The sequence below is a fragment of the Leeuwenhoekiella sp. CH_XMU1409-2 genome, assembly GCF_037029365.1.
Classification (GTDB): Bacteria; Bacteroidota; Bacteroidia; order Flavobacteriales; family Flavobacteriaceae; genus Leeuwenhoekiella; species Leeuwenhoekiella blandensis.
Genome location: NZ_JAYMEI010000002.1, coordinates 359,811 through 382,242, shown reverse-complemented (window position 1 = coordinate 382,242; position 22,432 = coordinate 359,811). Strand labels below are relative to the sequence as shown.

Below are 22,432 nucleotides of genomic sequence, written 5' to 3'. Positions count from 1 at the left end.
TGACATTTTTGCAAATAATTTTTCAATCAAGAGTTAATGGTTTCATTTCCATATAATTACTGAAACATTTTTCTTTTATTTAATTTTGGAGCTTATAATTTACAACGTTTGATACCTCTAAAACTTTTTTCTCAAAATTTAATTTTAGAATGCGGCACTGATGAAGCGGGCCGAGGATGTCTTGCAGGACCGGTAACTGCAGCTGCGGTAATCCTGCCGCAATCCTTTAAAAACAAGATTTTAACCGATTCTAAATTACTTACGCACAAATCACGAGAATTATTACGCCCCGTTATAGAACAGGAAGCGCTTGCCTTTGGTATCGCTCACGTATTCCCAGAAGAAATAGATGAGATCAATATTTTGAATGCCTCCATAAAAGCGATGCACCTTGCTATTGAAAAGCTCAAGCAGCAACCGCAACACATCTTGGTTGACGGCAATCGCTTCAAACCTTATAAAGAATGTTCACACGAATGTATCATTAAAGGAGACAGTAAGTTCTTATCTATAGCCGCAGCTTCTGTATTGGCAAAGACGGAACGCGATCGTTATATGACGGACATGCATATGCAATTCCCGCAATACAATTGGAAAAAAAACAAGGGCTATCCCACAAAAGAACATAGACAGGCCATCAAAGAATTTGGGATCACTTCACATCATCGCAAAAGCTTTAAGCAACTTCCCGAACAACTTCGGTTAGATATTTAAGAGAATTTCAACAATACTGCTCTATAAAGAGTACTTACCTTTGCATTAACACTTAAAACTTACTTAAGCATGCGGAAGATAGCTTTAGCATTCGGTTTACTCCTTCTACTTTTAAATTGCGAACAAGCCCCTAGCACCAGCACAAATCTCATACATCTCATTCCGCAAAAATCGGCTGCTATAGTTCGAATTCCAGACTGGGAAGATTTTGAAGCTTCTTTACACGTTAATGCGCCAATAAACCTACTCAAAGAAACACAACTAAACCAAAGCCTAAGTGCTTACGCTTCACTTTTTCAACATTTTGAACCGCAGGATGACAGCTATCTATCTTTTGTAGCCTTAGGTGATGATGATTTTGATCTTGCGCTCATAACCAAAAATCACCCTAAACTAATCAGTAAGGATTCTTCTTTCAGTCAGCAAGTACAAACTTATGACTACGAAGGCACTACAATCAATTCTGTTGCAATCAACGACGACTATCTTCACTTTTTCAAAAAAGACGCCTTCTTTATTGCCAGCACGTCAAAACTTGTTCTGGAAAATGCCATCCTGCAAAATAACACCGGCAGAGATCCTATTGACGCTTCCTTAGAACAAATGATCAAAACAAGTAATAGCTCAAGCCCTAACCTCTATATAAAAGGCTCTTATTATAAACGCATACTTAAACATACTATTCCGCAATTAAAGTTTCAATCTTCGCATACTCCTTTCAATTGGCTTGCGCTGGATATTGATCTTGATAATAAAGACGCCCTAAACTTTAGCGGTGTACTTACTTCGTCTCAAGATGGCAATCAAACACTCGATCTTTTAAACGATTTAAAACCCGCTAGTTCAAAATTACTAGCTGTTGCTCCGGCACAAAGTCGAGCAGTTGTTAGTTTCAGTAATCCTGATTGGGAGACCTATAAAGAAAATCTGGCTGCTAAACGCAATGCTTCGGCAAAAGAATTTACGGTTGCTAACGAAGCATTTTTTAAATCGATAGATGAAGTAGCTGTGGTTTACACACAAACAGATCAGTTGCTGCTTGCAAACAGTGGTAATGTTTCTGCATCAGAACTTGCTCTCGCGCCCATTTCTACAGAGATCGAGCGTTTTAGAGACTTGCCAATATACCAAGTTTCAGACTCTACCTTTTTAGAAGAAGCTTACAAAGAACTTTTAAACCCGGGAATTGCACATTATTACGGTTTTGTTGAAAACCACTTGGTATTTACACATACGCTCACACATCTAAAGGATTTTATCGCAAATTATCAGAATGACGCAACGCTCAAGAATACTGTAGGTTTTTCTGAATTGTCAAAAAAGATGAGTGACGCCTCAACACTTTCTTATTACGGAAATACCGAAATACTTTCAGGATACATCAGTGAGAAACTGAGCAAAAAACAGGGTAAAATTCTTAATCAAATCGATTTTACTGATTATCCGGCAGTGATGCTTCAGTTGGTTCAAGCAGATGATTTCACCTATGTAAATGCACTAACGCATAAAATTTCAGCGAAAACTGAAGCTTCTCAGATCGTACAGGTAGCTAGCGTCACGCTAGATAAAGACCTCCTTAATGCTCCACAGATGTTGCATAATTACCGTACAAAAGGTCAAAACATTTTAGTTCAAGACATCAGCAACACTTTATATCACATCAACGCTAGCGGAAAAATCGAATGGAAAAAAGAGCTTGATGGTCCTATTTTAGGAGAAATTCAGCAGGTTGATCTATATAAAAATGGTCGATTGCAATATGCTTTCACCACGCCTTCTCATTTTTATATCATTGCGAGTGACGGCACAATCGTTCAACCTTTTGACAAGGATTATTCTGAGATCACTCAACCACTTGCCGTTTTTGATTACGACAGAAGCCGTGATTATCGTTTTATCATCGCACAAGGCAGCGCGTTAACGATGCTTGACCGAGAAGGAAAAAAAGTGAAGGGTTTCACCTATACCCAAGCGCCTTCAACGCTTAAAAACGCACCACAACACATAAGGTTTGGAACCAAAGATTATATCGTAATCCAGCTTGAGAACGGCCAACTTGAAATTTTAAATCGTCGTGGAGAGACGCGCATCAAAACCACAGAAACTTTTGCCTTTTCAGACCAACCTGTTTTTGAAAAAGCCAATAACTTTCTGGTATTTGAAAAAAATGGAACGCTTTCAAGCATTTCGCAAAGCGGAAAAATCACGCGCAAACAACTCCAATCAGGAAGTGATACACAATATGATCGCCTACAAAAAACCGAAGCAATTCTTACCCCTGAACAACTTAGTATAAACAACAAAAAGATCACCATTGATCTAGGTATTTATAAGGGACTCCAAGTTCTTAAAGCCAAAAATGCCTATTACGTCTCTCTCACCGACTTGCAGAATAATAAAGTATATGTTTACGGAAGCGACGGGAATTTACTTCCTAACTTTCCGGTTTATGGGGCTTCTAAACTCGATTTTGGCAGCTTGAACTCGGCTACCGACTTAGGCTTCGTAACTAAAGGAGAATCTGACAGCATCATCATTTACCAGATCAACTAACCTCTAATCCACTTAAAAACAAAATGTTAAAAGGGGTTTTACCTCTTTTAAAAATGCAACCCAACTTCTACCTTTAAGTTCTGATAGCTCCCTACTCAGTAATCCCCAATACTGTGACGCTGTTTCCCCTACACGTTTGTAGCATTAAAAAACAGCTTATGAAAACCTCAACTCTTTTTCTAATAGGTAGTTTGATATCTAGTAGTCTTTGCGCTCAGAATTTATGCACCCAAGATAGTGCGCTCTCAGAAAACACCTCGTTTGAAATCTCCTTCTACGGTAGCTCCAATAATTTAATTGAGGTTAGTCATTTCAATGTTACTGCCACTTTCAATAATGCAGATGGAAGAAAAGCAATTATTGCACAAACAAATAGAGATACAACAACTACCGAAAAAGAAAAATATTATGCTATAGAATGTAACGACGCTGCTCTCTTGATCAACAATAAAAATATCATTCCTGCATATGTTTTTGAAGAATTTCATAATATGGATTTGGACGCTACCTCAAGCAGTCTTTCCATACCTAAAGCATTACACGTAGGCCAAAAACTAAGCAATGCCGATTATAAAATTGAGATCGAAGTCACTCCTATAAAACACCGTTTACATTATTTTCTTACCGATAGAATTGTGACATCAAAAGAAACGATCAATACGCCTGCAGGTACTTTTGAATGTTATTTGATCGAATCGAAAACCCATATGAGACCTCAAAATAACAATACCGGAAGCGTAAAGCAATGGTTCGCAGAAGATATTGGCTTGATAAAACAAGTAGATTATAATCTTGAAGGCGCCATCACAGGCATTAACCTTCTAACCGATTTGAAATTTTAGCTATACGCTCACTTTCTCTACCAGTTCTGCCTCAAATAAATCAGAGAAATGTTTTAGAAGCTTTGGCTTTACTTCATCAAGAGGCACTTCACTGCGCCCTAACTCTACATTAAGCGAGGTCACTGCCTTCTCTTTAATTCCACAAGGAACAATATTATCAAAGTATCCCAGATTAGCATTTACATTAAATGCAAAACCGTGCATCGTCACCCATCTACTGGCGCGTACACCCATCGCACAGATCTTTCGCGCAAACGGAGTTCCAACATCAAGCCAAACTCCGGTTTCACCTTCAGAGCGTTCGGCTTTCAAACCATATTCTGCCAAGGTTAAAATGATGGTTTCTTCCAGAAGTCTTAAGTATTTATGAATATCTGTGAAGAAATTTTCAAGATCTAAAATAGGATAGCCTACAATTTGACCAGGACCGTGATAGGTGATATCCCCGCCTCTGTTGATTTTATAAAAAGTAGCATTTTTAGCTTGGAGTTGCTCTTCAGAAACGAGCAAATTGCTTATATCTCCGCTCTTACCCAATGTATACACGTGCGGATGCTCCACAAACAAAAAGTGATTAGGCGTAGCAAGATCAGTTTCTTCACGCCTGTTTTTGATTTTTAGATCTAAAATCTCTTTAAACAGTTGCTCTTGATAATCCCAAACTTCCTTGTAGTCGCGATTTCCTAAATCCTGTACCTCTACTTTCTTATTCATACGGCAAAGATACAACACATTTTAACCAGCACATAACCACCAGAAGTATCAAATAGCTCAATTAATTAGCGCTTGTTTACAATGACCAATGCAGCGATCACTCCCGGAATCCAACCGCAAAACCACAATACCGTTACTATTAAAACAGAACCACAGCCTTTATCCAGTACAGACAAGGGTGGCAAGAAGATGGCGATAAGCGCCCTAAAAAAACTCATTTTTGATTTGATTTATGATGATTGATGATCTATAAGACACAAATGATAAGCTTTCGTTACAGTTATTGATTTCTCGACTGCGAGTTGCTATATTTGCGGGCTTAAATATAGACAGCATTATGCAACTTTCAGAACAGGAAATTATTAGACGCGAGAAACTGGCAGGTTTACGCAAATTGAACATAAATCCGTATCCGGCAGATTTGTATCCGGTAGATCATACTTCAGCAAAGATAAAACAGGATTTTGAAGACGGAAAGAAGGTGGTTATTGCCGGTAGATTGATGTCTAGAAGAATTCAAGGTAAAGCCTCTTTTGCCGAGTTGCAAGATTCAACCGGTCGCATTCAAGTATACTTTAACCGCGACGAAATTTGCCCCGGAGACGATAAAACACAATACAATGACGTCTATAAAAAGTTACTAGACATTGGTGATTTTATAGGTATTGAAGGTGAACTTTTTACCACTCAGGTCGGTGAAAAAACCGTTATGGTCAAAAGATTCACGCTGCTTAGTAAAGCACTTAAACCATTACCATTACCTAAGGTGGATAAAGACGGAAACGAATTTGATAAATTCAACGATCCTGAAATGCGTTATCGCCAGCGTTATGCAGACCTTGTGGTCAATCCAAAAGTTAAAGACGTTTTTGTAAAACGCACCAAGCTTTTTGCTGCAATGCGTAATTTCTTTAACGAGAAAGGGTATTTTGAAGTAGAAACGCCTATTCTACAATCTATTCCCGGAGGTGCTGCAGCGCGACCTTTTGTTACGCACCACAATGCATTAGACATTCCGTTGTATTTGAGAATTGCTAACGAGCTGTATCTAAAAAGATTGATTGTGGGTGGTTTTGATGGTGTTTATGAGTTCTCAAAAAACTTCAGAAATGAAGGAATGGACCGCACCCACAATCCTGAATTTACCGCGATGGAAATCTACGTAGCCTACAAAGACTACAACTGGATGATGGCGTTTACCGAAAAGTTACTCGAGCATTGCGCCACAGCGGTTAACGGTACTACTGAAGCTACCTTTGGAGAACACAAAGTAGATTTTAAAGCGCCCTACAAACGCGTTACAATGACTGATGCGATCAAACAATTCACCGGTTTTGATATCACAGGAAAATCTGAAGCAGAACTTCGTGAGGCTGCTTTAGGAATGGGCCTTGAGGTTGATGAGACTATGGGTAAAGGTAAATTGATCGATGAGATCTTTGGTGAGAAATGTGAAGGCAACTTCATACAACCTACATTTATCACAGACTATCCAAAAGAGATGAGTCCGTTGTGTAAGGAACATCGTGAAAACCCGGAGTTGACCGAGCGTTTTGAACTTATGGTTTGCGGTAAAGAGATCGCCAATGCGTATTCAGAATTGAATGATCCTATTGATCAGCGTGAGCGTTTTGAAGAGCAACTTAAACTCGCAGCAAAAGGTGACGATGAAGCGACAGAATTTATTGATCAGGACTTCTTAAGAGCCCTCGAATATGGGATGCCACCAACTTCTGGTTTAGGAATAGGGATGGATCGTTTGATTATGTTCTTGACCAATAATCAATCTATACAGGAAGTACTATTCTTCCCACAAATGAAGCCTGAGCGCAAAAAAGTGGAATTAACAGAAGAAGAAAAAACCATTTTCACTATTCTGAAAAAGGAGCAAAGCATTGCACTTGACGCTTTAAAAGAAGCTTCTGGTTTAAGCAATAAAAAATGGGATAAAGGAATTAAAGGCCTTACCAAGCAAAAACTCGCTAAGGTTGAAAAAGAAGGAGAGCATCTAACGGTTACGCTGTTAGATTAACTCCTGCATTTTCTAAATAACGTGAAAGCCCGATTCAGTTTTGAGTCGGGCTTTTTGTTTTAATTCAAACGTTAAAATCAGCTCACTAAATAAACCTTTTCAAATTATAAAAGTCTTAGAGATATAACATAAAAATTAATAGATATGAAGAAAATGATCGCAATTGCAGCATTATTTGTAGCTACTGTAAGTTTTGCTCAAGAACATACACGCGGAGAGCGTCTTAAAAAAATGATGAATACCGCACCAGAAGAAACCGCAGAAATGCAAACAAAACGTCTTACGCTAGCACTTGTTCTAGACGATAAGCAGCAAGAAAGAGTTTATGACCTCTACCTTGCTGAAGCGAAAGAGCGCAAAGCCCAATGGGAAGAACGTAGCGCTAAAAGAAGTACTAGAGAAAAAGGTGTAAAACCAACAGAAGAGGAAGTTGCAGCAATGCGTGCATCTATTAAAGAGCGACATAAAGCCATGCTAGACAAACAAATCGCTCACCAAGAAAAAATGCAAGACATTTTAAACGAAGAGCAGTTTAAGCAATGGCGTAAATTGAAAATGAAACGTCACGAGCGCATGGCGATGCGTGATGGCAAACGTGGAGATCGTTTTCAAAAACGTAGATCTCAAGAGAGATGGCGTAAGTAAATAGGTTTTAGGTTAAGCATCTTGAAGAAGTTGTTAGATACAGGTTTACCCTTTTGAAGCAAGCTTTGAGGTATGAACCCCTTTGGCAATACCAATAAAAAATCCCCGCAAAATGCGGGGATTTTATTTTTAAGCAAACTTACAATTTAAAGCGTAGGTGCTATTTTAGCCACTGCAGCTATAGTTGCATCAAGATCCTCGTAAGTAAGCGCATCAGTAATAAACCAAGTTTCATATGCACTTGGAGCGATATAAACGCCTTCGGCTAACAACCCGTGGAAAAACTTTTTAAACGTATCGTTAGCACCCGCTGATGCCGAAGCAAAATCGGTTACCGCTTCTTCAGCAAAATGTACTGAAATCATCGACCCCACTCTATTGATGGTATGCGTGATTTTGTTTTCGGTTAATACCTGCGCAATTCCTTTATGTAAATACGCCGTTTTTTCTTCTAATCGTTTAAAGATTTCGCGGTCACGGTCTAAAGCCTCAAGCATCGCCAGACCGGCAGCCATAGCCAGTGGATTTCCGCTTAATGTTCCTGCCTGATACACGGGACCTAAAGGTGCCAAATGATTCATAATTTCGTTGCGTGCCGCAAAAGCACCAACCGGTAAACCGCCACCTATAACCTTACCAAAAGTCACAATATCTGCTTGAACGCCTGTTAATTCTTGCGCTCCACCGGCAGCCAATCTAAAACCGGTCATCACCTCGTCAAAAATGAGTAATGCCCCGTGAGCTTCACATAAGGCTTTCAATCCTTCAAGAAAACCTTCAGCCGGAGGAATACATCCCATGTTCCCAGCAATTGGTTCTAAAATAACTGTTGCTATTTCGTCTTCATTTGCTTCAAAGATCTCACGTACTTGATCCAGATTATTGTATTCGGCAAGTAAGGTATCTTTTGCCGTACCTTGAGTTACGCCGGGACTATTGGGCGAACCAAAAGTCACTGCACCACTTCCTGCTTGTATCAAGAATGAATCTGAATGCCCGTGATAACAACCGGCAAACTTTATGATTTTATCTCTTCCGGTGAAACCGCGAGCGAGACGCACCGCACTCATACAAGCTTCGGTACCGCTGTTTACAAAACGAATCTTATCAATACCCGGAACCATCTTGACCGCAAGTTTAGCGATCTGTGTTTCCAGCTCTGTGGGTGTTCCAAAAGAGGTTCCTTTCTTGGTTCTTTCGATCACTGCATCAACCACCGGCTGATGGGCGTGACCTAATATCATAGGCCCCCAAGAGTTGATGTAATCAATTAATTTATTTCCGTCTTCATCAAATAGATAAGCACCCTTTGCTTCTTTCACAAAAATGGGGTCTCCTCCAACCGCTTTAAAAGCTCTTACCGGCGAATTTACACCGCCCGGAATTACCTCTTGTGCTTCTGCAAATAATGCGCTACTTCTTTTATAAATCATCATTAAAATCCGTTATACTGTGGGGTAACATTTAGCTGCTGCCCAATACTTATTGTGTTATTTTTTAGACCGTTGTTCTTCTTCAGCTCGTCTACCGTAAGATTATACATACGCGAGATACTGTAAAGCGTCTCTCCTTTTTTAACCGTATGAATAGAAACCGCGTTAGAAGGTTCTGGTTTATACTCTTTTATTTTTGTCCCTAAAACTTCTGCATCATAATTATACATCGCATAGCGTTCTATAATGGCTATGAGTTTTTCAGGGTATTTTCTATCGGTCGCATAACCGGCTTTACGCAAACCGCGCGCCCAGCCCTTATAATCATCAGGATCTAGATCAAACAAATCTGCATAGCGACTTCTGCCTGTTAAGAATAAAGAATGATCTCTAAAAGAATATTTAGGATCTCTATATTTTCTGAAACATTCTCCCTTTGCATCATCATCGTGATACACGACATCGCCTGTCCAGTTATGGCATTTAATTCCGAAATGATTATTGGCTTTTCTTGTCAAATTGCCATTCCCGGCGCCGGACTCTAAGACGGCTTGCGCCATCGTAATACTCGCAGGAATTTTATAGAGGCGCATTTCTTCCTTAGCAATAGGAGCAAAATGCTCAATATAATCTTCAACTTTATCGAAAGGAGCATAAACGTATGCTTTTTCAGTTTCTCGTGAGGTTTCTGCCGGAGCTGTTCTATTGGTATTACGAGCTTCGGTTGATCTTGAAGGACGTACGCTAACTTTGCGCTTGGCTGCACGCTTGCTCCCGCCACAACCTACGAGTAACACGCTTATTAATACTAATGAAAAAACCTTTTTTATCATATCAAATAATCTGAGGATATCCTTTTTTTGAAAGTTTAGCATTCATTCCGGCAATACCTTGCAGGCCTCCCGTATGAACGGCTAAAATACGGGTATTTTTAGAGAAAAACCCATTGCGCATAAGATCTGTAAGACCAAACATCATTTTACCGGTATACACAGGATCTAGCTGAATCCCGTGCTGCTTTTTAAAATCATTTATAAACTGAACAAGCTCCTCATTCACTTTTGCATAGCCTCCAAAATGATACGTATTGATAAGTTCCCAATTGGCTTTTGAAGTATATTTTTTAATTTCAGCATTTAGAAAATCACCTTTTAAAGCCGGAAAACCTAAAACCTTTTGATGCGGAAGACTGGCTTCTACAATGCCCGCAATAGTTCCTCCTGTTCCCACAGCACAAGCGATGTAATCAAAATCTTTTGTGTTTTCTGATAAAATCTCTTTACAGCCTTTTACAGCGAGTGCATTTGTTCCTCCCTCTGGAATGCTATAAAAATCACCAAATTGCTCCTTAAGCATTTGGTTGAATGCTGCGCTTTCTTTTTCCCGATAAGCTTTACGTGTAACGAATTCAAATTGCATTCCGCATTCATAAGCAAACTTCAAGGTAGGGTTTTGCTGAAGCGTTTGATCTAAGGTAATGCCCAATTCTTCACCGCGTATGACTCCGATCGTTTTAAAACCACAGCGCTGACCGGCTCTGGCGGTAGCCGCGATATGATTAGAAAATGCTCCGCCAAAGGTAAGAAGTGTTTTTTGACGCAGGTTTTGAGCTTCAATCAAATTATACTTGAGCTTTCTAAACTTATTGCCAGAAACAAATGTGTCAATTTGATCTTCGCGTTTGATAGCTACTTCTAGGTTAAATTCGTTTCCTACAAATCCATTTAATGCACTTATAGTCAGGTCATAAAAATCATTCTCAAAAAAACCTACATCACTCATTTTACGTAATTAAAACGCAAAAATAAGATTTATGTTAACGTACACAGAACAAGTTTAATAAGAAGATCCTAGTCTTTATTAAGCCTTAGCCTAGAATCTACGCTATACAACCGCAACCTACTCAGCGTCAAGTAAGAAAAGTATTAAACAATTTCGTCAAATCGTTTAATCATAATGAAGCAATGAGTATATTTGCACATATCTTAATATAAACCGATTAAAATAATAATTATTTAAAATAATACTGAATACACCCCTAATCCCCTAACATTATGAAAATACGTTTGATTTTCCCTAGGATCATTCTTTTTCTATTCTTATTTACTTCAATAGCTCAGGCTCAAGTAGGAATTGGTACTACTTCGCCAGCTGGAGGTTCTTTATTAGACATTTCGAGTACTGATAAAGGGATATTGATCCCAAGAGTAGACATCGCAGATTTATCAACAGCAGCTCCAGTTACCGAAGATTTGACCAATAGTGAAAGTCTTTTGGTTTACAACACCAATACCACGACCGGAAAAGGTTTTTATTACTGGGATAGTACCCAGTGGGTAGCTGTTGGTGGTTCTGGAGAGAATATTTACACTAGCGACGGAAGCCTCCCTGAAACTAGAACAGTGAACCTTGACGAGAACATTTTACGTTTTGATAATGGTGTCGGACGCTATTTAAATTTGCAGGGAGCATCTGTATCTGATAATAATGATCCTTTCTTGTTTACAACCTTTAATGCATTACGATTTGATATTGACAATGCTCCTGTTCTTTCGCTTGATAGCGATCAAAATGTAGGGGTTGGTTTATCAGACGCAAATGCCAAACTTCACATTTTTGAAAACAATGGTACTGCTGCTTCGGCTAGTACAGGAACACTTGTTTTAGAACACGGAAATGAAGGAGGAGCATCTTCTATAGTCTTCAAGAGCAGATCTAATAACAATAGTGATTATGGCTATTTAAACTTTTCTGATGATGGCAGCGGCAACGGATCATCCAATGAAAATGCCTTATTAGAAATTGGCATTCAAAATGATACTCCGGGAGCTTATCAAGATGATATCAATATTGCTTCTACTGGTTCGGTAGGTATAAGTAACCGCACCCCAAATAGCAGCGCCTCTTTAGATTTAGGCGCTAACAATCGTGGACTTTTACTCAATAGAGTCTCTTTGAACTCAATTACAGATAATACGACTATTCAAAATCCAGCTACTGGATTGTTTGTCTACAACACAGCTACAGCCGGATCTGGCACGACAAGGGTACAACCCGGCCTTTATTATTGGAATGGAACAATATGGTCTAGGATTTTCAAAAGTGGTTACTCTGTCCAATACAAACAGAATGCAGATGCTAGAGCAGATAATAACACAACGGTTTATGTAAACATCCCTGGCCTTACAAACATTTCATTTACAGCACCAACAACTGGAAAATATCAATTGATTCTTAATGGATATCACTCTAGTGGAACTCCTATTAATTCAACATTTCAGTCACGGCTTCAGCAAAATGGAAGCGATTTTAACACGTATTATATCAACGAGCAACAGGACGGTGCAAGCCAAGGCTCTATAAGAATACAACAAAACGGAACTACCATTGGCGAAAAATATGTTACCTCAGTATCTAAAGCTTTTCCGGGTCAATCATTTTATAGCCTGGCTCAAAGTCTTGTGATCATTATCAATGTTGATTTGATTGCCGGACAAACATATACTTTTAACGTGCAAGGTAGAGAATGGGCACGTTATAATGCAGATCGTGGACATTTTGGTAGACAAACAAGTGGTGTTTATGCGGGAGCGAATGGCGCTGCAAATACCCAATACGCAGATTTGACGATTACTTTGATCAACGAATACTAAACATACCTCAAAAACTCAAAAAACGGCCTTTGCTTTAAGTAGTTAAGGTCATTTTCTTTTGCATAGGCTTCTTGCTCAAAACTTATAGCGTGGTACGCGGCATACCTCGATCTCAAACGTACTAAATGCAACAAAAATTCTAAGACATACCAAAAATAAAAGAAGACGACGAGCAACTCCAGCTGCTGCTTTAAATGAATCTTCTCATGATTCAAAAAAACTCTATCCTCCCTAAGACGGTGACTCTTTAAAAACACAAAAGGCCAAACTGCACAACCAGAGAACTTTTTAAAGAATTTTGGGATAACAATATAAATTGGCATAGGTGGCTTATAATTGTACTAAGATACAATCAAGAAGTAGTTTTAAGCATTTTTTCACGTAGGACTATCTTTTCTTTTCATAACTTTAATAGCGTGAATTCTTTTAAAAAACGAATCCCTTTAGAAGAAGGAGATTATTATTTGACGCCGGAAGGCTACCGATGTTTTACCGAGCAATACCTTTTAAAACGAGGATATTGTTGTAAAAGCGGTTGTAGGCATTGTCCCTACGGTTTTGATAAAAATCGAGAATAAACTACCTCAGGGCAAGCCCTTGAGGTATTGCTTGGAAACAAATTTTCAATTTCGAGGTAAGCCTCGGAGCATTAAACCTTTGGCGGTGACAATAAATTATTATTCTTGGTATAATAGTTGATGCTTAATTCATAGAATAGGGCTCGTTCTATTTCGGCTGATTCAAACATTTAAAATTATAATTATGAGAAAAATTAAACCCTTTTTACTACTTGCTATAGTCGCTTTACTATCGGCTTGTAGTTCTGTACGTGTCGCTTCTGACTATGATCAAAGTGCCGACTTTACAAATTACAAGACCTTTGCATTCTTTAAACCGGGGATTGATAAAGCCGAAATATCTGACTTAGATAAGAAAAGAATCTTACGCGCGATTGAAACTGAAATGCTTGCTAAAGGCTTCGTAAAATCTGATAATCCTTCTATGCTGGTGAGTATTTTCACAACTGCCCAAGAACGCGTAGACGTTTACAACAATTACGGTTGGGGCTGGGGTGCCTGGGGGCCTTGGGGACCGTGGGGCGGCGGTTTTGGAAACACCGTTTCTAGAACTACCGAAGGTACATTATATATTGATTTGATTGACGCTACCAAAAAAGAACTGGTATGGCAAGGTCAAGGCACCGGATATTTAGCACGCAACGTAGAGCGTAAGCAAGAACGTATTAACGAAATTGTAGGTGAGATTATGCAAGAATATCCACCAAAGCAAATGGCTTCTAATTAAGAAGTAATAAACTATTTAAAAAGCCCTCAGTTGAGGGCTTTTTTTATGCATACGATTGAAGCTTTGTCCGTGTAAAGTCAGACAACACTAGTTTACCACTTGTTGCTGCTCGTGCTTCTAAAAGCTTTTCCCAAGGCTCAGTATTTGACCAAAACATTTTTTTACTTTCGGCTAAGGCTTCAGGATTATAGGTTGCTAAATCTCCTGCTAATTTTTCCACGGCTTGATCTAAAGCTTCCGCAGTTTCAAAAACCGAAGCGTACAATCCTCTCTCCTTCGCCCATTCTGCAGCATAGAATTCCTGCGCATTGATGGTCACTTGTGAAAATGCCGAAACTCCGATCTTACGTTCTACAGCAGGACCTATCACAAAAGGTCCAATCCCTATACTGATCTCACTCAATTTAATTGAAGCATATTTGGTCGCCATACAATAATCGGCAGCAGCAGCCAGACCGACTCCGCCGCCCACTGCCTTACCTTGAACACGCACGATCGTAAGTAAAGGGCATTTACGCATCGCTAAAATCACCCGGGCAAAACCCATAAAAAAATCTTTGCCTTGCGTTTCATTCTCGATGGCAATGAGTTCGTTAAAACTTGCCCCGGCACAAAAGGTACGGTCTCCCCCACTTTTAATAACCAATACACGCAAATCACTACGCGCCCCGGCTTCGGTAATAGTATATTCTAATTTTTTGAGAATTTCGGTAGGAAGTGCATTATGATGAGGCGTGTAGAATGTGATGGTTCCCACGGTATTTTCAACATCGAGCGTTACATAAGATTCTGACATATATTTTTCAGTAAAAAGTAGTTTCTATTAAAAATTTATCAAATTTATAGATAGAAGAACATTATTTATAAACATATTCTTATTTTTCATTAATAAATTACGGCAAAGCAATTTGAACTATTTCGTTGTTTTCAACGTGCTGTAGAACATGAACATTACCGTAATTAATCCCAATTTAAGGATCAAGAAGCATTGAGTTTATGAGTCAGGTTTTAGATAAAAATATAGAAACTAATCCACTTATCGAGCGTCTTCCTGCGCATTTAAAGCAATACATTAAACCGCAGAATTACGACAATTACACCGCCATCAATCAGGCGGTATGGCGTTATGTGATGCGTAAAAACGTCGCCTACCTCAGCACCGTTGCACATAAATCCTATTTAGATGGTCTCAAACAAACCGGGATTTCTATCGATCACATTCCCAATATGTATGGAATGAATCGCATTTTAAAAGAAATTGGCTGGGCAGCAGTTGCTGTTGATGGGTTTATTCCGCCGGCGGCGTTTATGGAGTTTCAGGCATATAATGTTTTGGTTATCGCTTCAGACATCAGACAGCTAGAACATCTTGAATATACTCCCGCGCCAGATATCATTCACGAGGGCGCCGGCCACGCGCCTATTATTGCCAATCCTGAGTATGCAGAATATCTAAGACGCTTTGGTGAAATTGGGTGTAAAGCGATTTCTTCAGCTAAAGATTACGAGCTGTATGAAGCCGTACGCGAACTTTCGATCTTAAAAGAAGCGGAAGATACACCGCAATGCGAAATTGAAAAGGTAGAACAACGCGTAGATTTTCTGCAAAATAATATGGGAACGCCTAGTGAAATGGCGCTTATAAGAAACCTGCATTGGTGGACTGTTGAATACGGACTCATAGGAACTCCGGAACAGCCAAAAATATACGGAGCCGGTTTGCTTTCTTCTATTGGAGAAAGTGCCTGGTGTATGACCGATAAAGTGAAAAAACTCCCCTACGCTATCGACGCTGCCCAACAGGAATTTGACATCACAAAACCGCAACCTCAACTTTATGTAACACCTAATTTTGCATTTTTAAGCGAAGTCCTTGAGGAATTTGCCAACAGCATGGCGTTGCGCACCGGCGGTCCCGAAGGTTTGCAAAAACTGATTGACAGTAAAAATTTAGGGACGATAGAACTCAGTACCGGTTTGCAAATTTCTGGAGTGTTTACAGAAATGATCCTTCATAAAGACCGGGTTTCTTATGTGCAAACACAAGGAAAAAGTGCGTTGAGTTATCACGAGAAAGAGTTGGTAGGTCACGGCACGATCAATCACCCTGATGGCTACGGAAGCGCTGTAGGTAAACTTAAAGGCATCAATCTCGCTATTGAAGATATGAGCCCCAAGGATTTACTGGCGTATAAAATCTCTGAAGGAAATAATGTTAACCTTGAGTTTGAAGGTGGCATCACGGTTAGTGGGGAGATCATTACCGGAACACGGAATCTTAAAGGAAAAATCATTCTCATCAGTTTTAAAGAGTGTACCGTAAGTCTTGGCGAACGTATTTTATTTAAGCCCGAGTGGGGAATTTACCATCTCGCAGTGGGCAAAAGGATCGCTTCAGCTTTTGCGGGACCGGCAGATTTTAATTCGTTTGATTTAATTCAACATAAGATTTCTTCTACAACAGCAAAGCCAAAAATGAGCGCACAACGCCAAGAGTTGGAAGATCTCTATCTTGCTGTGCGTAATTACAGAGAAGGAAAAGACACTAAGTTTTCGCCTCAGGCTGTTCTCGACATTCTGAAAAAAAGCCACCCCAAAGACTGGTTACTTTCGGTAGAATTGTATGAACTCGCTAAGGATGAGAACCATACCTCTTTTATGACTGAAATCCTTCAACATTTAGAACAAGTCAAAGTGCAAAATCCTAAGGTTAAACATCTAATTGAAGACGGACTAGAACTAGTCTAAAAGTGTTTTCAATTCTTGTGACGAATTGATAGGTGTTGTGTTGTATTGCAAGGTCCAACCCAAAGTATTGGTCACTACATAAATATTGGCAAGCTCGGCAAGGAGTCGGTTTTGGGCATTGCTAGGCAACTCTGAAGCTTCAACTTTTTTCTTAACCGAAACCATCACGCGCTTTTTAATTTTGTTATAATCTGAAGCTTCAAACTGATTTAAATAATCTTGCGAAACGTCATAATATTCAATATCGGGATTGATATTGATCTCTGGATCCGGAATTTTTTTTATCGTGATGATCTTATTTTCGGGATCAACTTCAGTCTCTAAAGCGCGTAGATCGTATGCGATAGTCACTTTAGCATTAATCACTACTAAAGCTTTTTTATTTGCCTCAACCAAATTAAAGATCTGTTTTGAATCTTTATAAGTAAAAACCTGCGCAAAAGAACCTTCGGTCACTACAAGCTTGCCTACGTTTTTAATTTCCTTTTCAATGAGCTGCGTCGCTTCAATTAATTGATCGCGCTTTTCATTTTTAGTATTAAAATATTGATAGGTGAAATACCCGAGAACGAGAAGAAGAATTACAATTAAGACTTTCCGCATAATGAAAGATTAAAGAATCCTTTCAATTTATCTATTAATTACGGAAAGAAAAAAGGAAGCTGCCAATCTTAACAGCATATTATATAATATTGTTTTGTCTGGCTTTTTCTACAGCTTCGATCTTGCTGTGCACCTGCAATTTCTTATAAATATTCTCGATATGTTTACGCACCGTGCTTGGCGAGAGAAACAGATTTTCGGCAATTTTAGTATAACTCAGACCTTTACTCAACTGTTCTAAAACTTCGACCTCTCTTGAAGATAACGAGATTTCTTCGCGCTCTTGCAGATTACTTATTGACTCTGGATTGCGCAATAATTTGAGCGTACGCATCGCTATTGAAGGATTCATGGCAGCCCCGCCAGAGAGTGTTTCTCTAATTCCTTTTTCAAGAATGTCTGGAGATGTTTCTTTTAGTAAATACCCATCTGCCCCGGCTTTGATCGCATTAAAGATATGTTCATCATTATCAAAAACGGTAAGCATAATGATCTTGATCTGCGGATACTTTTGCTTGACTAAAGCAGTCGCTTCGATACCATTGAGCACCGGCATTTCAATATCCATCAATATCAGGTCTATATTTGAATTTTCATCAAGCTTGGTCAACAAGTCGGCGCCGTGAGCCGCGATAAACTTCAGCTTAAAATCTTCAAAAAAGGAAAGCTTTTCAGCTACTGCTTTAGCTAAAAAAATCTTGTCGTCAACGATGGCTATTCTTACAGACATAGAAAGCTAGAAGATTGTTAGAAAAAATCCGGAAAAGTCCCCTAACTCTTTTCCGGATGATATATTCAAAAACAGTATTGTAATTGATAGTGCTAAACTAGCTTCAACGGGCACAAGAAGCAATAGGGCATTTGCCTTATTTTATTGATTAGATCTCAAAATTGTAACCACTTTGCAAAAGTTCTTCATATTTTTCAGCATCAAAGCGGTACAAAAATGCACCTCGTTTAGATCCCGACTTATCTTTCTCATCAAGCTTTACGAGCACTTTAAGTGATAAAGCTTTCTTTCTAAAATTACGAGGATCCAATTCTCGTTGATAGATTGCCTCATATAATTTCTGTAACTGCGGAATGGTAAATTTTTCAGGAAGCAACTCAAAACCAATTGGCTGATGTCGCGCTTTACGTCTTAATTTATCTAAAGCATCTTGAACCATCAAGTCGTGGTCTAGAGCCAACTTGGGCAATTCTTTTAACGTATACCAATAAGCCCCGTGACTTTCTACAAGTTCCTTATCATAATCCTGAAGACGTATCAACGCGTAATGCGCCACAGATAAACAACGATATCCAGGATCTCGATCTGCTTTACCATAGGTTTTTGACTGCTCTAAAAAGATTTGATCAAGCCCGGTAATTTCTTTTAAAACTCTTCGTGCAGCATCGTCTACATCTTCATCAAGTTGCACAAAGCTTCCAATAAGTGACCAAATCCCAGAATCTGGCTCCACACGTCTTTTAAAGATAAGCAACTTTAAATCTCCATCGTCAAAACCAAAAACGATACAATCTGTCGCGACGTATAATTTCTCATTATCGGCATAAAAATCATTGTTTGAAGCGTGCGCAATACTGGCTGAGCTTGGAGTCATATAAACCTATTTTAAGCGTACAAAATACGTTTTTTTAAGCAATATTGGTAGTCTGCCTCAAATCACCAAGAAAAGCGTGTTTTTCACGACTCTAATAAAACCTTTGTACCACCGGGTTGGTTTGAGCTAATCTCAATCTTTGCGTTTATATCTTGAGCACGTTTTTTCATATTTGCTAAGCCATTACCCAAAGAGGCATTTAGCATATCAAAACCTTTACCATCATCCACGATAGACACGCGATATGTCGCAGAATCCCGAGTGAACAGACTTACATTTATATGTTGCGCTTGCGCATATTTTAAGGCATTATTAACCGCCTCTTGAATTATGCGATAGATATTTACACCTTCGATCGCAGTAAATGCAAAATTATCAGGCCCTTCATTTTTATAGCTAAAACTAAACTGCACCTCATCTTTGCTGCTTTGGGCGCGCTCGATGAAATTAGAAATTCGCGTTTGTAAATCTTCGACAGAAATTTTTTCTTTATTCATCGCCCAGATCGTATCCCGCAACTCATTGATGGTCGTTGACGTAAAAGCGCTTATACTGCTCAATTTATCAAGTATAACTGAATCTGCATCTTTAAGACGATATTTGAGATTATCAATACTCGAAATGATAAATGTAAGCTGCGAACCAATATTATCATGCAGATCTCTTGAGATGCGCAAGCGCTGCTCCTGAAGTCGGTTTTGGGTCTCGATCTTTGCTAAAGCGACTTGAAGTTCGTGCTCTTTTTGCAGCTGACTATTTTTCAATTTTTGTCTGCTGTAGATCAAGTAGCCTAAAAGTCCCAATACAAAGGCTAAAGCCAGACTGCCATAAATAAATGCATTTTTACGGCGCACTTCGAGATCCTTTTCAGCAAGCTGGGCACGCTGCTCGAGGATTTGGTTCTCTTTTTTCTCGGTTTCATATTTGACCTCAAAATCTGTTATTTTTTCTTGAAGATCTTCATCTATCAAGGTTTTTGAAGCTTTCTGATAGTTGTTTGAATACTCATAGGCCTTCTTAAACTCGCCTAATTCATAATAAGTTTTAGCAAGATTTTTATACAACTTGGCGCTATCGCTTGGGTTTTCAGCTTGTACTATAAAGGGTTCTGCTAGCTCCAGATAGTATTTTGCCTGCTGGTAATTCTCCAACTCAAAATAATTAGAACCTACATTAAGATAAACCACGCGCAAGGTTTGATTATCCTTTTGAGCAAGAGCACCATCTATTACGGGTTTATATAATTCGATTGCTCGCTCAAATTGACCTTTAGAAGTAGCGACTTGAGCTAGAGCAGTTTTTGCAAACAAGACAAGTTTACCATAATTCTCCTTTTCAGCCTCAAGAATTAAGTTTTCAAATTCAGCTTCAGATTTATTGAGCATTACAGTATCTTGAATATCCTCAGCCAACTCCCTATGCATATTGGCCACATTATACTTTCCATTTAAAATATCTTGTGGCGTACCGTGTTTCTCTTTTATAACCAGCGCTTTTTCATAGAACTCCAAAGCCTTTTCAAGCGCATCCATATCTTCATAAATAAGACCCAGATTATTTAAAGACCGACCTAATGCTGTAGAATCCTTAAGTTCTTTAGCCAGATCTATTGCTTCTTCGTGAACATCAATAGAAGTTTCAGCTTGCCCTAGATATGACATTGCCAAAGCTTTATTATTCAAAAAGGTAAGCACATCGTCCTTCTTTTTATTTGATTTAGCAAGTTCTAGCGCATTGCTAAAATTCTCTAAGGCTTGCTTAAAATCTCCTTGATAAAAGTTTAAAACTCCTTGATCGCCATAGTAAATTGACTTCAATTGATAATCTTCAAAACTCTCTAATTGTGCCCAAGCCTTCTTATAATAATAATGCGCAGAATCATATGTTGAAGTCTGAATAAAGAACTTGGCTTTAATGAGCAAGCCCCTAATTTCAGGTTTTAATTGTTTAGTTCTCTTCCCGTATTGAATGAGTTTTCGTGTGTAGTAATCTGCTGAATCATTTTCCTTGTACTCAAAGACTTCAATAAGCCTCACGTATGCTTCAGTTTTATCTTCAGCTTTGTTCTGTGCAATAACTGTTTTTAAACTATCAACTTTATTTTGATTTACTTGTGCCTTTACCTGAATGCTAAATAAGCATAGAGCAGCAATAAGAATCCTAAACATCATATTTTGAACGATCTAAAAAACGTTAAAATAACTTTATTTTTTTAATTATCAACTGCTTGTCTATTGTTTTGATTCCATTTGCCAAACAAGTGATTCGCTGAGATTGAACTTTTGAAAATCATATCGCATCAAATGGAACTGTCTTGTTTTTATCTGAATTTGGTGTAATTCAAGTTTAGATATGAGTTTTTGACATCGCAATGCAGATGTAGCACTATCATATTTACACAAACCTATATGAATCATAATCATACCGGAAACTAGAGGAAAGACCGCCAATAAAAATCCCAACACGTGCACACTTTCTAAAATCATAGGTTTAATTCATTACTTACTCCGTAAAAATTTTGAGTTGTTTTTTAACTTCTTCGGCAGAAACTTCAACGTTTTTTGAAGCATACCAATCTGCCATTTTATCTATAGAAGCCGAATTGTCTCGCAAACTCACCAGAAATAAATCAATCGCAAGTCTAATCACGATAAGCAAAACCGCTGCAATAAAACCGGCATCGAGATACACCAAGAAAAAACCAGAAAGCACCACAACAAACTGCTGAATGAATATGCGCAAATAGGGTTTGATCATCAACTCACTGGCTGTAAATTTCAGGTAGCGTTTTTCGCCTAGAAAATCGGTTATAAAAGAAAAGCAGTTATTGAGAATCATGCTTAAGAGCAAAAGCCACATCCCGTCTAATTGGAGCAGCGTCCAGTAATTCTTTAAAACTGAAATACCATCTGTAAAAAAGGTGCTTCCTCCTAACTCAAAAAATGTAAAAGCAAAAATGCTCTGTATCGCCACAAAAAAACCATAATGCACCAGAAAAAAGAGAATGATCCCAAATCCTTGTGTGCCGCCATTGTGTCGTTTGTACGCGACGCAAAGAGCCATTTTCAATGCATTTAATATCCCAATAATAATGGTCTCAAGAAAATAAGCCATCACAATACTCCACGGTGTTACAAAACCTACTGCCAACAGCATCAATAAAAACATCGCATTTAGATACAATGCGGCATTAGACTTGTCGGGTCTCGCAACTTTTAATAAAACAGTTGAGTTGAACTTTTCCATCTAAAATGAATTTATAAGCTGAATACAACACCAGATACTTACCAACACCAGCAGTATTAAAACAAAGCGTTTATGGTTTGATTTTAAGCTTAACTGCTTTGCTCTATAAAAACATAAGAATGCGGTAATCAAAGCAGGAATAGCGATATAAAACTGTAGAAAATAGAGGTGTAAAAAACTAGCAAGCAACGCAACAAGTGTATACACCATCGCAGCGAAGCTATAAAAAAAGGCAATTTTGGCTTTAGAAAAACGATAGCCAAATTGACGTTCTACCACTCTAAAAATCAAATACCCTAACGGGATACTTAAACCCACAACGATAAAAATGAGATGCATC

21 protein-coding genes are annotated in these 22,432 nt (G+C 38.7%); 9 read left to right on the top strand and 12 right to left on the bottom strand.

Annotation, left to right across the window (positions count from 1 at the left end):
- Nucleotides 1-111: 111 nt before the first annotated feature.
- The 3 genes from WA338_RS03410 (at nucleotide 112) to WA338_RS03400 (ending at nucleotide 4,109) form a co-directional block, all read left to right on the top strand.
- Nucleotides 112-714 (top strand): ribonuclease HII, encoded by a 603-nt coding sequence (locus WA338_RS03410; RefSeq protein ID WP_336092077.1) that lies wholly within the window; start codon nucleotides 112-114, stop codon nucleotides 712-714.
- A gap of 69 nt (nucleotides 715-783) precedes the next feature.
- Nucleotides 784-3,267: a hypothetical protein gene (locus WA338_RS03405; RefSeq protein WP_336092067.1), complete on the top strand. Its 2,484-nt coding sequence runs from the start codon at nucleotides 784-786 to the stop codon at nucleotides 3,265-3,267.
- A 158-nt stretch (nucleotides 3,268-3,425) separates the two neighbouring features.
- Nucleotides 3,426-4,109, top strand: coding sequence for a TapB family protein (locus WA338_RS03400; protein ID WP_336092065.1), 684 nt, complete (start codon nucleotides 3,426-3,428; stop codon nucleotides 4,107-4,109).
- Here WA338_RS03400 and lipB read toward each other — a convergent pair whose 3' ends face one another.
- Both lipB and WA338_RS03390 read right to left on the bottom strand, forming a co-directional pair.
- Nucleotides 4,110-4,823, bottom strand: coding sequence for a lipoyl(octanoyl) transferase LipB (gene lipB / locus WA338_RS03395; RefSeq protein WP_336092063.1), 714 nt, complete (start codon nucleotides 4,821-4,823; stop codon nucleotides 4,110-4,112).
- A gap of 65 nt (nucleotides 4,824-4,888) precedes the next feature.
- Nucleotides 4,889-5,041, bottom strand: a complete 153-nt coding sequence (locus tag WA338_RS03390) for a YqaE/Pmp3 family membrane protein (protein WP_083777975.1) — start codon at nucleotides 5,039-5,041, stop codon at nucleotides 4,889-4,891.
- A gap of 119 nt (nucleotides 5,042-5,160) precedes the next feature.
- Here WA338_RS03390 and lysS point away from each other — a divergent pair, with 119 nt between their 5' ends.
- Nucleotides 5,161-6,855 carry a lysine--tRNA ligase gene (gene lysS / locus WA338_RS03385; RefSeq protein ID WP_336092060.1) on the top strand — a complete coding sequence of 565 codons (1,695 nt, stop codon included), beginning with the start codon at nucleotides 5,161-5,163 and terminating at the stop codon, nucleotides 6,853-6,855.
- 144 nt (nucleotides 6,856-6,999) lie between these two features.
- A complete protein-coding gene (locus WA338_RS03380; protein ID WP_273016800.1) occupies nucleotides 7,000-7,500 on the top strand; it encodes a DUF4890 domain-containing protein in 501 nt (166 codons plus the stop codon).
- Between the two features lie 146 nt (nucleotides 7,501-7,646).
- Here the strand turns inward: WA338_RS03380 and hemL are convergent, their stop codons facing one another.
- Genes hemL through WA338_RS03365 form a run of 3 tightly spaced genes read right to left on the bottom strand, consistent with a single transcriptional unit; the run spans nucleotide 7,647 to nucleotide 10,715 of the window.
- Nucleotides 7,647-8,933 (bottom strand): glutamate-1-semialdehyde 2,1-aminomutase, encoded by a 1,287-nt coding sequence (hemL, locus tag WA338_RS03375; RefSeq protein ID WP_273016844.1) that lies wholly within the window; start codon nucleotides 8,931-8,933, stop codon nucleotides 7,647-7,649.
- A 2-nt stretch (nucleotides 8,934-8,935) separates the two neighbouring features.
- A complete protein-coding gene (locus WA338_RS03370) occupies nucleotides 8,936-9,766 on the bottom strand; it encodes a glucosaminidase domain-containing protein (RefSeq protein ID WP_273016801.1) in 831 nt (276 codons plus the stop codon).
- A 1-nt stretch (nucleotide 9,767) separates the two neighbouring features.
- Nucleotides 9,768-10,715, bottom strand: coding sequence for a 1-aminocyclopropane-1-carboxylate deaminase/D-cysteine desulfhydrase (locus WA338_RS03365; protein WP_009779040.1), 948 nt, complete (start codon nucleotides 10,713-10,715; stop codon nucleotides 9,768-9,770).
- 272 nt (nucleotides 10,716-10,987) lie between these two features.
- Here WA338_RS03365 and WA338_RS03360 point away from each other — a divergent pair, with 272 nt between their 5' ends.
- From WA338_RS03360 to WA338_RS03350, 3 genes are all read left to right on the top strand, one after another.
- Entirely contained in the window at nucleotides 10,988-12,586 is a 1,599-nt protein-coding gene (locus WA338_RS03360) for a hypothetical protein (protein WP_336092055.1), read from the top strand.
- Between the two features lie 416 nt (nucleotides 12,587-13,002).
- Complete coding sequence (locus WA338_RS03355; protein WP_195891552.1) at nucleotides 13,003-13,164, top strand: DUF5522 domain-containing protein; 162 nt, start codon at nucleotides 13,003-13,005, stop codon at nucleotides 13,162-13,164.
- A gap of 184 nt (nucleotides 13,165-13,348) precedes the next feature.
- Nucleotides 13,349-13,891 (top strand): DUF4136 domain-containing protein, encoded by a 543-nt coding sequence (locus tag WA338_RS03350; protein ID WP_336092049.1) that lies wholly within the window; start codon nucleotides 13,349-13,351, stop codon nucleotides 13,889-13,891.
- Nucleotides 13,892-13,934: 43 nt separating this feature from the next.
- Here the strand turns inward: WA338_RS03350 and WA338_RS03345 are convergent, their stop codons facing one another.
- A complete protein-coding gene (locus WA338_RS03345; RefSeq protein WP_336092047.1) occupies nucleotides 13,935-14,687 on the bottom strand; it encodes an enoyl-CoA hydratase/isomerase family protein in 753 nt (250 codons plus the stop codon).
- A gap of 200 nt (nucleotides 14,688-14,887) precedes the next feature.
- Here WA338_RS03345 and WA338_RS03340 point away from each other — a divergent pair, with 200 nt between their 5' ends.
- Nucleotides 14,888-16,639 carry an aromatic amino acid hydroxylase gene (locus WA338_RS03340; RefSeq protein ID WP_336092046.1) on the top strand — a complete coding sequence of 584 codons (1,752 nt, stop codon included), beginning with the start codon at nucleotides 14,888-14,890 and terminating at the stop codon, nucleotides 16,637-16,639.
- On the opposite strand, the gene WA338_RS03335 is transcribed toward WA338_RS03340, so the two are convergent.
- The 6 genes from WA338_RS03335 to WA338_RS03310 form a co-directional block, all read right to left on the bottom strand.
- A complete protein-coding gene (locus WA338_RS03335; RefSeq protein WP_009779034.1) occupies nucleotides 16,631-17,242 on the bottom strand; it encodes a DUF4230 domain-containing protein in 612 nt (203 codons plus the stop codon). The genes WA338_RS03340 and WA338_RS03335 overlap by 9 nt on opposite strands.
- A 79-nt stretch (nucleotides 17,243-17,321) precedes the next feature.
- On the bottom strand, nucleotides 17,322-17,972 hold the full coding sequence (locus WA338_RS03330) for a response regulator (protein ID WP_009779033.1): 651 nt from the start codon (nucleotides 17,970-17,972) through the stop codon (nucleotides 17,322-17,324).
- Nucleotides 17,973-18,120: 148 nt separating this feature from the next.
- Complete coding sequence (locus WA338_RS03325) at nucleotides 18,121-18,846, bottom strand: NUDIX hydrolase (protein WP_009779032.1); 726 nt, start codon at nucleotides 18,844-18,846, stop codon at nucleotides 18,121-18,123.
- Nucleotides 18,847-18,929: 83 nt separating this feature from the next.
- A complete protein-coding gene (locus WA338_RS03320; protein WP_273016805.1) occupies nucleotides 18,930-21,017 on the bottom strand; it encodes a sensor histidine kinase in 2,088 nt (695 codons plus the stop codon).
- Nucleotides 21,018-21,348: 331 nt separating this feature from the next.
- Nucleotides 21,349-22,092 carry a DUF6498-containing protein gene (locus tag WA338_RS03315; RefSeq protein WP_272984480.1) on the bottom strand — a complete coding sequence of 248 codons (744 nt, stop codon included), beginning with the start codon at nucleotides 22,090-22,092 and terminating at the stop codon, nucleotides 21,349-21,351.
- Nucleotides 22,093-22,431 carry a hypothetical protein gene (locus WA338_RS03310; RefSeq protein WP_009779028.1) on the bottom strand — a complete coding sequence of 113 codons (339 nt, stop codon included), beginning with the start codon at nucleotides 22,429-22,431 and terminating at the stop codon, nucleotides 22,093-22,095.
- Between the last annotated feature and the right edge of the window lies 1 nt (nucleotide 22,432).

Excerpts from the sequence above, each read along its gene's own strand:
- WA338_RS03405 (WP_336092067.1), top strand. The coding sequence starts at position 784 with ATGCGGAAGATAGCTTTAGCATTCGGTTTACTCCTTCTACTTTTAAAT.
- WA338_RS03400 (WP_336092065.1), top strand. The coding sequence starts at position 3,426 with ATGAAAACCTCAACTCTTTTTCTAATAGGTAGTTTGATATCTAGTAGT.
- lipB (WP_336092063.1), bottom strand. The coding sequence starts at position 4,823 with ATGAATAAGAAAGTAGAGGTACAGGATTTAGGAAATCGCGACTACAAG.
- WA338_RS03390 (WP_083777975.1), bottom strand. The coding sequence starts at position 5,041 with ATGAGTTTTTTTAGGGCGCTTATCGCCATCTTCTTGCCACCCTTGTCT.
- lysS (WP_336092060.1), top strand. The coding sequence starts at position 5,161 with ATGCAACTTTCAGAACAGGAAATTATTAGACGCGAGAAACTGGCAGGT.
- WA338_RS03380 (WP_273016800.1), top strand. The coding sequence starts at position 7,000 with ATGAAGAAAATGATCGCAATTGCAGCATTATTTGTAGCTACTGTAAGT.
- hemL (WP_273016844.1), bottom strand. The coding sequence starts at position 8,933 with ATGATTTATAAAAGAAGTAGCGCATTATTTGCAGAAGCACAAGAGGTA.
- WA338_RS03370 (WP_273016801.1), bottom strand. The coding sequence starts at position 9,766 with ATGATAAAAAAGGTTTTTTCATTAGTATTAATAAGCGTGTTACTCGTA.
- WA338_RS03365 (WP_009779040.1), bottom strand. The coding sequence starts at position 10,715 with ATGAGTGATGTAGGTTTTTTTGAGAATGATTTTTATGACCTGACTATA.
- WA338_RS03360 (WP_336092055.1), top strand. The coding sequence starts at position 10,988 with ATGAAAATACGTTTGATTTTCCCTAGGATCATTCTTTTTCTATTCTTA.
- WA338_RS03350 (WP_336092049.1), top strand. The coding sequence starts at position 13,349 with ATGAGAAAAATTAAACCCTTTTTACTACTTGCTATAGTCGCTTTACTA.
- WA338_RS03345 (WP_336092047.1), bottom strand. The coding sequence starts at position 14,687 with ATGTCAGAATCTTATGTAACGCTCGATGTTGAAAATACCGTGGGAACC.
- WA338_RS03340 (WP_336092046.1), top strand. The coding sequence starts at position 14,888 with ATGAGTCAGGTTTTAGATAAAAATATAGAAACTAATCCACTTATCGAG.
- WA338_RS03335 (WP_009779034.1), bottom strand. The coding sequence starts at position 17,242 with ATGCGGAAAGTCTTAATTGTAATTCTTCTTCTCGTTCTCGGGTATTTC.
- WA338_RS03330 (WP_009779033.1), bottom strand. The coding sequence starts at position 17,972 with ATGTCTGTAAGAATAGCCATCGTTGACGACAAGATTTTTTTAGCTAAA.
- WA338_RS03325 (WP_009779032.1), bottom strand. The coding sequence starts at position 18,846 with ATGACTCCAAGCTCAGCCAGTATTGCGCACGCTTCAAACAATGATTTT.
- WA338_RS03320 (WP_273016805.1), bottom strand. The coding sequence starts at position 21,017 with ATGATGTTTAGGATTCTTATTGCTGCTCTATGCTTATTTAGCATTCAG.
- WA338_RS03315 (WP_272984480.1), bottom strand. The coding sequence starts at position 22,092 with ATGGAAAAGTTCAACTCAACTGTTTTATTAAAAGTTGCGAGACCCGAC.
- WA338_RS03310 (WP_009779028.1), bottom strand. The coding sequence starts at position 22,431 with ATGCATCTCATTTTTATCGTTGTGGGTTTAAGTATCCCGTTAGGGTAT.